Source organism: Pseudidiomarina marina (assembly GCF_003987045.1).
GTDB lineage: Bacteria > Pseudomonadota > Gammaproteobacteria > Enterobacterales > Alteromonadaceae > Pseudidiomarina > Pseudidiomarina marina.
Genome location: NZ_PIPZ01000001.1, coordinates 938,316 through 953,432, shown reverse-complemented (window position 1 = coordinate 953,432; position 15,117 = coordinate 938,316). Strand labels below are relative to the sequence as shown.

Below are 15,117 nucleotides of genomic sequence, written 5' to 3'. Positions count from 1 at the left end.
TGCAAGAGGGGTCCAAAAATTTTAAAACAGACGGCTACCCCAACCTAGTTTGTTTCTTAATACGCGATAGTAGCTGTGATCCTGTGGATGAACTAAGCGCAAACGATGCGGATGCTGTTGAATCACCACATCATCGCCGGGCTGTACGGTCATACGTACATGACCATCACAACTCAGTTGAAGACTATCGTTATCGGCCGCGGCACGCAGGCGAATAACACTATGGCCATCGACTACAATCGGGCGACTGCTTAGCGTGTGGGGAAACATGGGAACCATGGTAATAGCATCAAGACCTGGGGTAAGAATTGGTCCGCCGCCCGATAACGAGTAAGCGGTGGAACCGGTTGGGGTGCTGATAATGAGGCCGTCGGAGCGCTGTGAATAAACGAATTCATCATTGACATACACTTCAAATTCGATCATGTGCGCCACTTTGTCAGAGTGCAACACGACTTCGTTAATGGCGCGTCCAACACTTTTGGATTTCCCGCAATGAAATACTTCGGCTTGCAGCAGAAACCGACGTTCAGTTTGATAGTTGCCCTCGAGTACAGCTTTCAACTGCTCAATGACGTGGTCAGGATCAAGATCGGTCAAAAAACCGAGGTTGCCACGATTTACCCCAATCACTGCAATGTCGGCTTCACAAAGCACCCGCGCTGCGCCCAGCATGTTGCCGTCACCACCAACAACAACCGCTATATCGGCAGACTCTCCGATTCGATGTAGTGGTAATATCTGCGCTTGCGTTGACTTTAATTGCTCGGCTGTTCGCGCCTCAACGATCACCTCATAACCCATATTCAATAGGGTTTGTTCGAGTTTCAGCAAGGTCGCTCGCGTGGCTTCATGATTCACTTTGCCAAGCAGTGCAATGCGTCGAAATGCTGGATGCGTTGTAGTCGTCATGTTTTTTCCCTTTTTTTGCTGTGATGACTTGAATCATCACCAGCTGACCCCATAACTGCCTGCAGATAGTTATATCACAACAAATTATTGTTCATTTGTGAATTTCAACAAAGAGTACGCAGTTATGACCAAGAATGATTCAACCAAAGCCGCGCAAGCTGAACAGCAGCAAACGACGGAAACCCAAGCTGAGCAAATGGTTCAGGATGAGCAGGCCGAATCTCAAGCAACCGCAACTGAAACGGTAGATGAGAGCCAGCAACGCATTGAGGCGCTTGAGTTGGCGTTAAGCCAAGCTGAACAGCGTGCCGATGATGCCAATGATCGCGCAGTGCGTGCCGTAGCGGAAATGGAAAACGTTCGCCGTCGCTCAGCTCAAGATGTTGAGAAAGCGCATAAATTCGCGCTGGAAAAGTTTGCAGGTGAACTGTTGGATACGGTTGATAACCTTGAACGTGCGATGGACATTGCGAAGCAAGCCGATGATGTAAATCAGAACTTCTTTGAAGGCATTGAACTAACGCATAAAAACTTGCTGAGCACGCTAACAAAGTTCGGTGTTGAGGCCGTTGGTGCGGTTGGTGACACGTTCAACCCAGAATTACATCAAGCGATGGCAATGCAGCCATCAGAAGAGCATGAAAACAACACCGTGTTGGCGGTGATGCAGAAAGGTTACACCTTGAGCGGACGCTTGTTGCGCCCAGCCATGGTGATGGTGGTGAAAAATTCTTAATAACCCTACTTGGGGTGTTGAAAAGCGAAAAAACCACCCCATATTTGAGTTATCAAACCTGTTTTAGATTATGAAGTTGGAGACGAATCATGGGTAAAATTATCGGAATCGACTTAGGTACTACTAACTCGTGTGTAGCAGTACTTGATGGTGACAAACCGCGTGTTATTGAAAACGCAGAAGGCGATCGTACAACCCCGTCAGTGGTTGCATTCACTGATGATGGCGAAGTATTGGTGGGTTCACCTGCTAAGCGTCAAGCGGTAACGAACGCGAACAAAACTTTATTTGCGATTAAGCGCTTAATCGGTCGTCGTTTTAAAGACGAAGAAGTACAGCGCGATATCGGCATCATGCCTTTCAAAATTGTTGAAGCCGACAATGGCGATGCATGGGTGCAAATCAATGACGAGAAGAAAGCGCCACCGCAAATTTCTGCTGAAGTTTTGAAGAAAATGAAGAAAACTGCAGAAGACTTCTTGGGCGAAAAAGTGACTGAAGCTGTTATTACAGTTCCAGCTTACTTTAACGATGCGCAGCGCCAAGCAACCAAAGATGCAGGTCGTATTGCTGGCCTTGAAGTGAAGCGTATTATCAACGAGCCGACAGCAGCAGCTTTAGCATATGGCCTTGATAAGAAAAAAGGCGACAATATCATCGCAGTATACGACTTAGGTGGTGGTACGTTCGATATCTCAATTATTGAAATTGATGAAGTTGATGGCGACCATACCTTCGAAGTACTTGCCACTAACGGTGATACCCACTTAGGTGGTGAAGACTTCGATAACCGTTTGATCAACTACTTGGTTGAGCAGTTCAACAAAGATCAAGGCATTGACCTACGTAAAGATCCGCTCGCAATGCAACGTTTGAAAGAAGCAGCAGAGAAAGCAAAAATTGAGCTTTCTTCAGCGCAACAAACGGAAGTGAACTTACCGTACATCACTGCGGATGCGACTGGTCCGAAGCACTTAGCGATTAAAGTAACGCGTGCGAAGCTTGAGTCGTTGGTTGAAGACATGATTGCGAAAACCTTAGAGCCAGTGAAACAAGCGTTGAAAGATGCTGATTTGTCAGTGAGCGAAATTCACGACATTATTTTGGTGGGCGGTCAAACACGTATGCCAAAAGTTCAGCAAGCTGTAACTGATTTCTTCGGTAAAGAGCCACGTCGTGACGTTAACCCAGATGAAGCGGTTGCCGTAGGTGCAGCAGTACAAGCGGGTGTATTACAAGGTGACGTGAAAGACGTGTTGTTGCTTGACGTTACACCATTATCACTTGGTATTGAGACCATGGGTGGTGTCATGACCAAGTTGATTGAGAAGAACACGACGATTCCTACGAAGCAGTCGCAAACTTTCTCAACCGCAGAAGATAATCAAGCGGCGGTCACGGTGCATGTTATTCAAGGTGAGCGTAAGCGCGCCGCAGATAACAAGTCACTAGGTCAATTTAATTTAGAAGGTATTCGCCCAGCATCACGTGGCGTGCCGCAAATTGAAGTGACGTTTGATATTGATGCAGATGGTATCTTGCATGTATCAGCGAAAGACAAAGATACAGGTAAAGAGCAGAAAATTACCATTAAGGCTTCATCTGGCTTGAGCGATGATGAAGTAGAAAAAATGGTTCGCGATGCCGAAGCGCATGCGGAAGAAGACCGTAAATTCGAGGAGATGGTGCAGGTGCGTAACCAAGCGGATGCCTTGGTTCATGGTACCCGTAAGCAACTTGAAGAAGCGGGTGATGCGCTTGAAGCGAGCGATAAAGAAGCTATCGAGTCAGCCATTAGCGACTTAGAAGCAGCGATAAAAGGCTCTGACAAAGCTGAAATTGAAGCGAAACAGCAAGCATTGATTGAAGCGTCAGGCAAGTTGATGGAAGCAGCTCAAGCGAAAGCTCAACAGGCGGGCGACGCTGGCGACAGTGGCAAGCAAGATGCTGACGATGTTGTTGATGCTGAGTTTGAAGAAGTCAAAGACGACAAGAAATAAGAGCACGCCCACCGGGTGTCTGTAGTTCAACACACGGGGGTTGCCGAGGGGTAGCCTCCGTGTGCTTGTATCAGGCAGGAAGTAAAGGAACGTGGAAACCACATAATTATGTCGAAACCAGATTTTTATGAAGTGCTGGGTGTCAGCAAAGATGCCAGTGAACGCGACATCAAAAAAGCCTACAAAAAGTTGGCGATGAAGTACCATCCTGACCGTACCAAAGGCGATAAAGACCTCGAGATGAAATTCAAAGAGGTGCGTGCGGCGTACGAAGTATTATCAGATCCGCAAAAACGTGCGGCTTACGATCAATATGGTCATGCTGCATTTGAGCAAGGACAAGGTGGTTTTGGTGGTGGTGCAGGCGCCGCTGATTTTGCAGATATTTTTGGTGATGTGTTCGGTGATATTTTTGGTGGTGGCGGCCGTCGGGGGCGAGCGCAAGCGCAACGTGGCGCCGATTTACGCTACAACCTCGAACTTAGCTTAGAAGAAGCGGTTCGTGGCAAAGAAGTTGAGTTGAAAATACCAAAATTAAGCACTTGTGAAGACTGTGATGGTAGTGGTGCTAAAGCGGGTAGCGGAGCTGAAACTTGTAGCCATTGTCATGGTTCAGGTCAGATTCAAATGCGTCAGGGCTTTTTTGCGGTACAACAGCCATGTCCACACTGTCGAGGTCGCGGCAAAGTAATCAAAGACCCTTGCCGCACGTGTCACGGTGAAGGGCGGGTTGAGCGCACCAAAACCCTATCAGTTAAGATTCCAGCAGGCGTTGATACAGGCGACAGAATTCGCTTAAGTGGCGAAGGTGAAGCCGGTGAGATGGGCGCGCCGGCTGGCGATTTGTATGTGCAAGTGCATGTGCGTGAGCACCCAATCTTTGCACGTGATGGAAATAATCTATACTGTGAAGTACCACTTAGTTTCACTCGCGCCGCTTTGGGTGGAGACATCGAAGTACCAACTCTTGAAGGTAAAGTGAAACTGAAAGTTCCTGCCGAGACACAAACTGGTAAGTTGTTCCGTTTGCGTGGCAAAGGTGTGAAATCAGTTCGCACAGGCGCGGTAGGCGATTTGATTTGCAAAGTAGTGATTGAAACGCCGGTAAATTTATCGGAGCAACAACGCGACTTATTGCGTGAACTTGAAGAATCGATGGGCACAGGCGAAGAGGCGGGCAAGTATCGGCCGAAAGAAAAGGGCTTCTTTGATGGTGTCCGCAAATTCTTCGACGACCTTCGCGGATAGAATGAAAAGCGTTATTCGTTGTTCGTTATTGGTTATTCGTGAGATCGGGTAACCGATTGGTTTAAGTCTCCGCACAGAACAAAGCGATAATTTGGAAATTCGCTTAAGAGCGTGAAAAACCCACGAATAACGAATAACGAATAACGAATAACGAGAAACGCATTTAGGAGGGGTTATGGGTCATTGGATGAAAATCGGTATTGCCGCCTTAGCGAGCAGCCTAATACTAAGCGGATGCACTGAGTCGCCGACTGGGCGTAGTCAGTTGATGCTATTTTCCAGTGGTCAATTAGCCTCTTTGGGTGACGATAGCTACGCCCAATTAAAAGCGAAAGAAAAAATTAGTACCGATGCACGCACGAATGCTTACGTGCGTTGTATCACTGATGATTTGATTGCAGTTTTGCCAAGTCCTTGGCGGGACAGACAGTGGGACGTTACTGTATTCGATAGTGAGCAGGTAAACGCGTTTGCGCTACCCGGCGAAAATATCGGGGTGTATTCAGGGCTTTTAAAAATAGCTGAAAATCGGCATCAGTTGGCGGCGGTTATTGGTCATGAAATTGCCCACGTCATCGCTGACCACGGGAATGAGCGGATGTCGAATCAGTTTGCCGTTGGCCTAGGTTTACAGGTCGGTTCCGTCTTGGTTTCTGAAAATCTTGATAGCGAAACCGCGGCATTGGCAATGGCTGCGCTCGGTATTGGTGCGCAAGTTGGCGTTTTGTTGCCGTACTCACGTGTTCACGAAAGTGAATCAGATCAGTTAGGTATGGATTATATGGCAGCGGCCGGTTACAACCCAGCCGAAGCTGCTAATTTGTGGCGGAATATGGCCAAAATTGGCGGTGCTAATACGCCTGAATTTCTCTCAACGCATCCTTCACCACAGTCTCGTATTCAGGCATTAGAGGCGTATGCGCCTAAGGTTCAGGAGCTTTATCAGCAGGCAGCATCACAGCGCCGCAAACCGCTCTGCACCCTTTAAAAGTAAAGCGTTATTCGTTGTTCGTTACTCGTTATTCGGGGTTTTGTCACGCTCTTTAGCTTCGTTCAAAGTTATCACTAGGCTTTGTGCGGAAACCTGACCAACCAGTTGCTCGATCTCACGAATAACCAATAACGAATAACGAACAACGCTTTTGCATTTTTAGCTGGCGAGTTTCATTAGAATTAAGCCTGCGACAATCAATGCGGCAGCTAACAGCCTCAGGGGCGTGACAGGTTCGCCGAGAAACCAAATTCCTACTGCAAAAGCGCCTACCGCTCCAATTCCTGTCCAAATTGTGTAGGCCGTTCCGAGCGGAATAGTGCGCATGGCTACGGCAAGTAGCCAGAAGCTAATGAGCATCGCAATAATTGTGATGGTGGTAGCGAAGGGGCGAGTAAAGCCAAATGATTGCTTCATTGCAAACGCCCAAATAATTTCAAAAACACCTGCAGTAAAAAGATAGAGCCAAGCCATAGGGCGCTCCTGTTTTCCAGCGCCAGGTCGTCCTGGTCAGTTATCCCTTAGATAATTCGAGTGGGCCCAGATTGGGAGAGGTCGTCCTCTGCTGAGAATTCTATCACTCGGTTATAAGTCAGTCCAAAATGAACTAAAGCACGCCAGCCAGCGTTAGTACAATACAGCGCAAAAGCGTTATTCGTTGTTCGTTATTGGTTATTCGTGAGATCGCGCAACTGGTTGGTCAGGTTTCCGCACAAAGCCTAGTGATAACTTTGAACGGAGCTAAAGACCGTGACAAAACCACGAATAACCAATAACCAATAACGAACAACGAATAGCGAATAACGAATAACGTTCTTAAAGAGGTGTTATGTTTAAGGCTTGGTTTGCAATTCCATTTTGGCAGCGTGTACTTGGTGCTTTTGCGCTAGGTGTAATCATTGGTGTGGCGCAGCCTGAAGCCGCGCAAGCACTGCGTCCGCTAGGCACGTTGTTTATCAACGCGCTGAAAATGTTGGTGGCGCCGTTAATTTTCTTCGCCATTGTGAGTGCTATTTTGCAGCTTGGTAGCGGCGAAAAGGCTGGCAAAATCGGTGTGCAGACCATTGGTTTGTTTCTGCTGACGGCGGTCATAGCCAGTTTAATTGGATTATCTGTTGCGCAACTGTTAGACATTACCCCATCGCCTGATTTGGTTGCTGACAGTAATTACCAGCCTAAAGATGTGCCAGGGCCCATTGACGTATTTTTAAATTTTATTCCGACCAATCCAATTGCGGCATTGGCTGAAGGTAATGTCATTCAGATTGTGGTATTCGCGGCTCTTGTAGGTGTAGCAATTAATCAGTTGGGCGACGCAGCGAAGCCGTTTGGCGATGTCATGAAGGCTGGCGCTCAGGTGATGTATCGCATTACCAAGATGGTGCTTGAACTGACGCCGTTCGGCGTGTTGGGCTTGATGGCTTGGGTTGTCGGGCACTATGGATTAGCAAGCTTGACGCCGTTGGCGGCGTTTATTGGTGCGATTTATCTGGCATGTATTCTGCATATTGTATTGGTGTATGGCACCATGGTTCGTTTAGCCGGTATGTCGCCTTGGTTTTTCTTTAAATCGGTGTTCTCAGCGCAATTGGTCGCTTTTACAACCTGCAGTAGTTTCGGCACAATTCCGGCGGCGCACCAAGCGATTACGGAAAAATTGGGTGTTCAGAAAGAGTACGCTAGCTTTGTACTGCCCCTAGGTGCAACCATTAATATGGACGGTTGTGGTGGGATATACCCAGCGATTGCCTCTATCTTTATTGCACAAATTTACGGTATTCCGCTAGACTGGGCAGACTACATGTTGATTACGTTGACAGCTACGTTAGCGTCAGTGGGTACGGCAGGCGTACCTGGAACGGCGATGGTTATGTTAACAGTGACGCTGAACGCTATCGGATTACCGCTGGAGGGTATTGCGTTCATTGCTGCGATTGATCGCATTATCGATATGGCGCGAACCGCAACAAACGTGACCGGCGACATGGCTGTATCTGTCGTTCTCGGTAGAAGCAATCAGCAAGCACAGCCATCATCAAGCAACGCTCAACAAATAACCAATAACGATTAACGAATAACGATTAACGAGGAATTATGAAGCTAGGGATACTAGGTGCCAGCGGACGGATGGGGCAAGCCGTGATTGCCAACGCATCACGCCTCAACGCAACGGTAACAGCTGCGGTTGTCAGCGACCAATCTAGCCGCTACGGCGAGCCCATTTATCCCAACGCAGCTGAAGCTGGCGTGCGTTTTCAGCATGCCGGAGAGGTAAAGCCCGAGCAAGTGGATGTTTTTATCGACTTCTCGCTACCACAAGCGCTAGAAAATAATATCGCGCTAGCCAAACGGCTTCGCGTTCCGCTTGTTGTTTGTACAACAGGGTTAAGCGAGCAGCAACATTCGTTATTGGCGCAAGCTGGGCAGTCAATGCCAATTTTATATGCGGCAAACACGAGTGTAGGAATTACCTTGCTGCGACAATTGGTACAACTTACGGCAGCGGCTTTGCCGGATACCGATATTGAAATTTTTGAAGCTCACCACAGTGCCAAGCGTGATGCGCCATCGGGCACTGCGGTGGTACTTGGTGAAAGCGCCGCAGCGGGACGTGGTAAACGTTTATCAGAGCTCTCTGCTGGGGTGCGCGGCGATGGCGTGCGGGAACCTGGCTCTATCGGTTTTTCAGTGGTGCGTGCGGCTGATATTATTGGCGAGCACACGGTTTTGTTTGCGCATCCAGGCGAGCGTATTGAATTAACCCATCGTGTCAGTAATCGTCAAATTTTCGCACGTGGTGCCGTGCAAGCTGCAGAATGGTTGAAAGATCAGCCTTCGGGCTTGTATAGCATGGCTGATATGCTGCAATTAAAAACACTTTTGAAACAATTAATCTAGTCGAACAGGCTGGTGCTAGGTCTTTGTACAAATCACCAATTTTCAGTTTACGAAACGGCCGATTTTCTGTAGAATACGGTCAATTTGCCAGTAACATTTCGGGCAAGCTGAAACGCGCACTCCACTGGTACTCAAAAATGCGATTTTTAAATCACAATTTTTGAATATCCGACGCTGGTGCAAGGTAATCAACGGGGAAGTCATTTTTTGATTCACCCGTTTTTTTATGTACGGAGGTTAACCTTGAGTATTCTAGCGAGCCACTCAGCAAGTAAAGCCATTTTGGTACTTGCCGATGGGACTGTTTTTCACGGCACGGCCATTGGCGCCGGCGGTACCGCAGTTGGTGAAGTTGTTTTTAACACCGCCATGACCGGTTACCAAGAAATTCTCACCGACCCCTCCTACGCAGAACAGATCGTTACCCTTACTTATCCCCACATTGGCAATTACGGCACAAACCACGAAGATGAAGAATCTAATCGCGTGTGGGCGAAAGGATTGATTATTCGTGAAATGTCGTTGAAAGCGAGTAACTTCCGTCGTGAACAGTCACTGGGAGATTACCTGCGTCAACGTAACGTTGTGGGTATTGCGGACATTGATACCCGCAAACTGACACGCATTTTGCGTGAAAAGGGTGCGCAAAATGGTTGCATCATGGCTGGTGAAATTGACGTGGAAAAAGCGCTTGAACTCGCGCAGAACTTCCCAGGCTTAAAGGGCTTAGACCTTGCGAAGGAAGTCACGATTCGCACACCAGTTGAATGGACCAGCAAAAGCTGGAAGCTCGGTCAAGGTTTTAGCGAGCTAACGGACCCGAAATTCCACGTGGTTGCCTACGATTATGGCTGCAAGCGCAATATACTGCGGTTGCTCGCTGATCGTGGCTGTAAAGTGACAATGGTCCCTGCACAGACACCAGCAAAAGATGTGCTAGCGATGAAGCCCGATGGTGTGTTCTTGTCGAACGGCCCTGGCGACCCCGAACCGTGTGATTACGCGATACAAGCGATTCAGGAAATTATTGAAGCGCAAGTACCTATTTTCGGTATTTGTTTAGGTCACCAGTTGCTGGCTTTAGCAAGCGGTGCGCAAACCGTAAAAATGAAATTAGGTCACCATGGTGCCAACCATCCTGTGCAAGACTTGGCAAGCGGACGCGTCATGATTACCAGTCAAAACCATGGTTTTGCGGTAGATGAAACAACCTTGCCTGATAATCTTAAGGCGACCCATAAATCACTATTTGACGGTACCTTACAGGGTATTGAGCGAACGGATGTGAAGGCATTTAGCTTTCAAGGACACCCAGAAGCGAGCCCTGGCCCGAATGATGCGGCCCCGTTATTTGACCACTTTATTGAATTGATGAGCCAGTAACTATGCCAAAACGTACCGACATTAAAAGCATTCTAATTCTTGGTGCTGGTCCGATTGTAATCGGCCAAGCCTGCGAGTTCGACTACTCTGGTGCTCAAGCCTGTAAAGCGCTACGTGAGGAAGGTTACCGGGTAATTTTGGTGAACTCGAATCCAGCTACCATCATGACCGACCCTGAGATGGCTGATGTGACTTACATTGAGCCGATTCACTGGGAAGTGGTTGCGAAAATTATTGAGGTTGAGCGCCCTGACGCCGTGTTACCAACCATGGGTGGTCAAACAGCGCTTAACTGTGCACTAGAACTTGATAAGCACGGCGTATTGGAAAAATATGGCGTCGAAATGATTGGCGCTAATGCGGATGCCATCGATAAAGCGGAAGATCGCGACCGCTTCGACAAGGCGATGAAATCGATCGGTCTTGAAACGCCAAACGCGAAAGTTGCGCACAATTTACAAGAAGCCTTTGAGATTCAAGAAGAGTTCGGCTTCCCATTGATTATTCGTCCAAGTTTCACCATGGGTGGCAGCGGCGGCGGTATCGCCTATAACCGTGAAGAGTTTGAAGAAATTTGCCGTCGCGGTTTAGATTTATCACCGACCAAAGAATTGCTCATTGACCAATCATTAATTGGTTGGAAAGAATACGAAATGGAAGTGGTACGTGACCGTGCAGACAACTGCATTATCGTATGTGCCATTGAAAACTTTGACGCCATGGGCATTCATACCGGTGACTCCATCACCGTCGCACCATCACAAACCTTAACCGACAAAGAATACCAGTTGATGCGTGACGCAGCGATGGCTGTATTGCGTGAAATTGGTGTTGAAACCGGTGGTTCAAACGTTCAGTTTGGTGTTTGTCCTGATACTGGTCGTATGGTCGTGATTGAGATGAACCCGCGTGTGTCACGCTCTTCAGCGTTGGCGTCGAAAGCTACTGGCTTTCCAATTGCGAAAGTTGCAGCGAAATTGGCTGTTGGTTATACCCTTGATGAACTTGAAAATGAAATCACGGGTGGTGTGACGCCAGCTTCGTTTGAACCTGCGCTAGATTATGTTGTTACCAAAATCCCTCGCTTCAATTTCGAGAAATTTGCAGGCTGTAATGACCGCCTAACCACCCAAATGAAATCGGTGGGTGAAGTGATGGCCATTGGTCGTAACCAGCAAGAATCATTGCAAAAAGCGCTGCGTGGTTTGGAGATCGGCGTATCAGGGTTCGACCCGATGGTCGACATTAACGACCCTGAAGCCCGCGGAAAAGTGATTCGTGAGCTGAAAGAACCAGGTGCCGAACGTATTTTCTATATTGCCGATGCATTTCGCTTAGGCATGACGGTTCATGAAGTATTTGAGCTGACGCGCATTGATGAATGGTATCTCATTCAGATTGAAGAGATTGTGCTGCTTGAAGAAGAAGTACAAAAGCTCGGCATGGCGGGCTTAGATGCTCATGCCTTACGTTTATTGAAGCGTAAAGGCTTCGCTGACAAGCGCATCGCGGACTTACTCGACGTGGCCGAAACAGAAGTTCGTCGGCGTCGTAATGAACTGGGGATTCACCCGGTTTATAAGCGCGTGGATACTTGCGCGGCAGAATTTCGCTCAGACACGGCGTATATGTACTCAACGTATGACGAAGAGTGTGAGGCTGCGCCAAGCGATAAAGACAAAATCATGGTTATCGGTGGTGGTCCAAACCGTATCGGCCAAGGTATTGAGTTTGACTACTGTTGCGTGCACGCAGCCCTAGCGTTGCGTGAAGACGGTTACGAAACAATTATGGTGAACTGTAACCCTGAAACCGTTTCAACCGATTACGATACGTCGGACCGTTTGTATTTTGAACCAATTACTCTGGAAGACGTGTTGGAAATTGTGCGCGTCGAAAAACCAAAAGGTGTGATTGTTCAGTACGGCGGCCAAACGCCATTGAAATTAGCGCGTGAACTTGAAGCGAATGGGGTGCCAATCATTGGTACGTCGCCGGATGCAATTGACCGCGCAGAAGACCGTGAACGCTTCCAAAGTGCCGTACGCCGTTTAGGTTTAAAACAACCAGAAAATGCGACAGTTACTAAAGTTGATGAAGCGTTACGTGAAGCTGAACGTATTGGCTATCCGTTAGTTGTGCGTCCGTCATACGTGCTAGGCGGTCGTGCAATGGAAATTGTCTATGACGAGAGCGACTTATTACGTTATTTGACTGATGCTGTAAAAGTTTCGAATTCAGCACCAGTATTACTCGATCGTTTCTTAGATAACGCGATTGAAGTAGACGTTGATGCGATTTGTGACGGCAAAGATGTGCTCATTGGCGGTATAATGCAGCACATTGAACAAGCGGGTGTTCACTCTGGTGACTCGGCCTGTTCGTTACCGCCGTACTCATTAAGTGACAAGATTCAAGATGAGTTACGCGAGCAGATGAGTAAGTTAGCATTTGAACTCGGCGTAAACGGCCTGATGAACGCTCAATTTGCCATTAAAGATGACGAGATTTACCTCATTGAGGTGAATCCGCGTGCTGCTCGTACAGTACCGTTTGTGTCGAAAGCAACTGGGTTACCGCTAGCTAAAATTGCGGCTCGCGTTATGGTCGGTCAGTCGTTGGCTGAGCAAGGCTACACCGAAGAAGTGATTCCACCGTATTACTCAGTGAAAGAAGTGGTGATTCCATTTGCGAAGTTCCAAGGTGTCGACCCAATTCGCGGACCCGAAATGCGCTCGACTGGTGAAGTTATGGGCGTTGGCGAGAGCTTTGAAGAAGCCTACGCTAAAGCGAATCTTGGAGCTGGTGAAGCTTTAGCGAAAGCTGGTAAGGCATTATTGTCGGTACGTGACGGCGATAAAGCGCGTTTGTTTGATTTAGCGCGCGGACTCATCGGTTTAGGCTTTAACCTCGAAGCAACTCGCGGTACAGCAAAATTGCTGAACGACGATGGCATCGCCTGTTCCGTCGTGAACAAGCTACAAGAGGGGCGTCCGAATATTGTTGATGCAATTAAGAACGGCGAGTACAGTTACATTATTAATACGGTTGAAGGGCGTCAGGCAATAGAAGACTCGGTTTATATTCGCCGCGAAGCGCTCTTGAATAAAGTAACGTATACCACAACATTAAATGCAGCGTTTGCCACAGTGAAAGCTAACACCGCCGATGATCGTGCGCGTGTGAATTCACTTCAATCATTGCACAAAAGGGTTTTAGAACGATGAATCAGATTCCAATGACCACCCGCGGCGCGGAGATGCTGCGGGAGGAATTGAAGCGCTTAAAAACTGAAGATCGACCGCGTATTATTCAAGCGATCGCCGATGCGCGTGAGCATGGCGATCTTAAAGAAAATGCCGAATATCATGCAGCGCGTGAGCAACAAGGCTTTTGTGAAGGTCGAATTCAGGAAATTGAAGCGAAGCTTTCCAATGCGCAAATTATTGATGTGACCAAAGTGCCGAATCAAGGCAAAGTGATTTTTGGTGCAACGGTTACGGTGTATAACACAGTTACCGATAAAGAGATGACCTATCGGATTGTCGGTGACGACGAAGCTGATATAAAACAGAATCTTATTTCAATCAATTCACCGATTGCGCGTGCGCTTATCGGTAAAGAAATTGATGATGTTGCTCGTGTAAATACACCTAACGGCGAAGTTGAATATGAAGTTGTGAAGGTTGAATATATTTAGCGACCGGTACCAAGTTATATCAATTAGTCTTTTAACAGCGCGACCAGTTCGCGCTGTTTTTGTTTGCGCTGTTCCGCTGTCATCGGCTGGTGATGATACGCATCGATATCTGGAAATACCTCATCAATCTCCATACCCAATGCCTTCGCAATCGCTAATGCAACGGGCTGGGAGCGCGCTTTACGCGATGCTACCTTAGAGACCAGTGATGGGCTCTTACCCAACGCTTCTGCGATCATTGAAAAATCAAAACCGCGACGCATTAATTCCTTTTTGATTTGTTTACTGTCCATCAGGTATAGTGCTTATCTGTTCAAGTGTAGTGAATTACAAGTTCACAAAGAACTCTAAAAACAACTCAATTTAAGGTTAAATCTGTCATTTGATATTAAAAATGAAACAAAACCATTCAAATGACAGATTGGATAAAATAGACCACAGACTATGGCTAAAAGCAACTTTGATTTGCCAGACATTGATACCTGCATCGAGCGTTTAAAGCTGGTATCTAAACAGACTACAGCGAGCGCTGTTATGCGTTGGTTAGGGCTACCAGAAAGCACCTACAGTAATTGGAAGCGCCGAGGTTCAATCAATTACGATCGAGTCATTGAAGGTTTGTTGCGACAGAATGTGTCGTTAGATTGGTTGTTTGCACCCAATGTCGAATTGTTTTACCCCAATGTGAGTTTAACGGTCACAGAAAAGGATGGGGTGGCGTACTCGACCCCGTCGGTAGCTGATACTCTAAAAGCGCTGGAGTTTGTTGAACCGATAATGGAACAGCATCAGGTTCCAATGACCGAACAAAACCGTCAGTTCATGGCTGAAACCTTTTTTAAAAGGCGCGGTGATGCCATGTTATTAGAGACAGCGCTGCACCAAGTTGCATTAGCTCTCGCTACAGCGCAAAAAGAAAAGTAATAACAAAAAATTATGCGCGAGGTAGCTGAATTTTTGCAGCAGGACTTGGCTTATACATGGTCAGAATTTTCCCGACCACTTGTACTTTTGTAGCGCCGGTATGCGCGATAATCGTCGCATAAATTTGCTCACGCAATTCGCGATCTTCATCCGGCACCTTTACTTTAATTAATTCGTGGTGTTCGAGCGCCAACTCAATCTCTGCCATCACGCCCTCTGTAAGGCCATTAGCGCCTAATAACACCACTGGTTTCAGTGAATGAGCCAATGATTTTAAGTGCTGTTTTTGTTTATTGCTTAAGGTTACGGCCGTTGCCATGTAATA

At 47.4% G+C, this 15,117-nt stretch carries 14 protein-coding genes; 10 read left to right on the top strand and 4 right to left on the bottom strand.

What is annotated here, in order from left to right:
* Window positions 1–21: 21 nt before the first annotated feature.
* On the bottom strand, window positions 22–912 hold the full coding sequence (gene nadK, locus CWI76_RS04690; RefSeq protein WP_126759172.1) for an NAD(+) kinase: 891 nt from the start codon (window positions 910–912) through the stop codon (window positions 22–24).
* Between the two features lie 124 nt (window positions 913–1,036).
* Between nadK and grpE the strand changes: the two genes are divergently transcribed.
* The 4 genes from grpE (at window position 1,037) to CWI76_RS04670 (ending at window position 5,884) form a co-directional block, all read left to right on the top strand.
* The gene (grpE, locus tag CWI76_RS04685) at window positions 1,037–1,648 is read left to right on the top strand and encodes a nucleotide exchange factor GrpE (protein WP_126759171.1); all 612 of its coding nucleotides are present in this window, start codon (window positions 1,037–1,039) and stop codon (window positions 1,646–1,648) included.
* Window positions 1,649–1,737: 89 nt separating this feature from the next.
* On the top strand, window positions 1,738–3,648 hold the full coding sequence (gene dnaK / locus CWI76_RS04680) for a molecular chaperone DnaK (protein WP_126759170.1): 1,911 nt from the start codon (window positions 1,738–1,740) through the stop codon (window positions 3,646–3,648).
* Window positions 3,649–3,756: 108 nt separating this feature from the next.
* Window positions 3,757–4,896: a molecular chaperone DnaJ gene (gene dnaJ, locus CWI76_RS04675; protein ID WP_126759169.1), complete on the top strand. Its 1,140-nt coding sequence runs from the start codon at window positions 3,757–3,759 to the stop codon at window positions 4,894–4,896.
* Window positions 4,897–5,071: 175 nt separating this feature from the next.
* Window positions 5,072–5,884, top strand: coding sequence for a M48 family metallopeptidase (locus CWI76_RS04670; RefSeq protein ID WP_241967950.1), 813 nt, complete (start codon window positions 5,072–5,074; stop codon window positions 5,882–5,884).
* 162 nt (window positions 5,885–6,046) lie between these two features.
* On the opposite strand, the gene CWI76_RS04665 is transcribed toward CWI76_RS04670, so the two are convergent.
* Entirely contained in the window at window positions 6,047–6,361 is a 315-nt protein-coding gene (locus CWI76_RS04665; RefSeq protein WP_126759168.1) for a DMT family transporter, read from the bottom strand.
* A 355-nt stretch (window positions 6,362–6,716) separates the two neighbouring features.
* Here CWI76_RS04665 and CWI76_RS04660 point away from each other — a divergent pair, with 355 nt between their 5' ends.
* From CWI76_RS04660 to greA, 5 genes are all read left to right on the top strand, one after another.
* A complete protein-coding gene (locus CWI76_RS04660; protein WP_126759167.1) occupies window positions 6,717–7,958 on the top strand; it encodes a dicarboxylate/amino acid:cation symporter in 1,242 nt (413 codons plus the stop codon).
* Window positions 7,959–7,978: 20 nt separating this feature from the next.
* Window positions 7,979–8,785 carry a 4-hydroxy-tetrahydrodipicolinate reductase gene (gene dapB, locus CWI76_RS04655; protein ID WP_126759166.1) on the top strand — a complete coding sequence of 269 codons (807 nt, stop codon included), beginning with the start codon at window positions 7,979–7,981 and terminating at the stop codon, window positions 8,783–8,785.
* Window positions 8,786–9,028: 243 nt separating this feature from the next.
* On the top strand, window positions 9,029–10,168 hold the full coding sequence (gene carA / locus CWI76_RS04650; protein WP_126759165.1) for a glutamine-hydrolyzing carbamoyl-phosphate synthase small subunit: 1,140 nt from the start codon (window positions 9,029–9,031) through the stop codon (window positions 10,166–10,168).
* A gap of 2 nt (window positions 10,169–10,170) precedes the next feature.
* Window positions 10,171–13,395, top strand: coding sequence for a carbamoyl-phosphate synthase large subunit (carB, locus tag CWI76_RS04645; protein WP_126759164.1), 3,225 nt, complete (start codon window positions 10,171–10,173; stop codon window positions 13,393–13,395).
* Window positions 13,392–13,868 (top strand): transcription elongation factor GreA, encoded by a 477-nt coding sequence (gene greA / locus CWI76_RS04640; protein ID WP_126759163.1) that lies wholly within the window; start codon window positions 13,392–13,394, stop codon window positions 13,866–13,868. Before carB ends, greA begins: the two co-directional genes overlap by 4 nt.
* A 23-nt stretch (window positions 13,869–13,891) precedes the next feature.
* Here greA and CWI76_RS04635 read toward each other — a convergent pair whose 3' ends face one another.
* Window positions 13,892–14,161 carry a helix-turn-helix domain-containing protein gene (locus CWI76_RS04635; RefSeq protein ID WP_126759162.1) on the bottom strand — a complete coding sequence of 90 codons (270 nt, stop codon included), beginning with the start codon at window positions 14,159–14,161 and terminating at the stop codon, window positions 13,892–13,894.
* Between the two features lie 151 nt (window positions 14,162–14,312).
* Here CWI76_RS04635 and CWI76_RS04630 point away from each other — a divergent pair, with 151 nt between their 5' ends.
* A complete protein-coding gene (locus CWI76_RS04630; RefSeq protein ID WP_126759161.1) occupies window positions 14,313–14,792 on the top strand; it encodes a helix-turn-helix domain-containing protein in 480 nt (159 codons plus the stop codon).
* 10 nt (window positions 14,793–14,802) lie between these two features.
* Here the strand turns inward: CWI76_RS04630 and yhbY are convergent, their stop codons facing one another.
* Complete coding sequence (yhbY, locus tag CWI76_RS04625; protein WP_126759160.1) at window positions 14,803–15,111, bottom strand: ribosome assembly RNA-binding protein YhbY; 309 nt, start codon at window positions 15,109–15,111, stop codon at window positions 14,803–14,805.
* Window positions 15,112–15,117 lie beyond the last annotated feature (6 nt).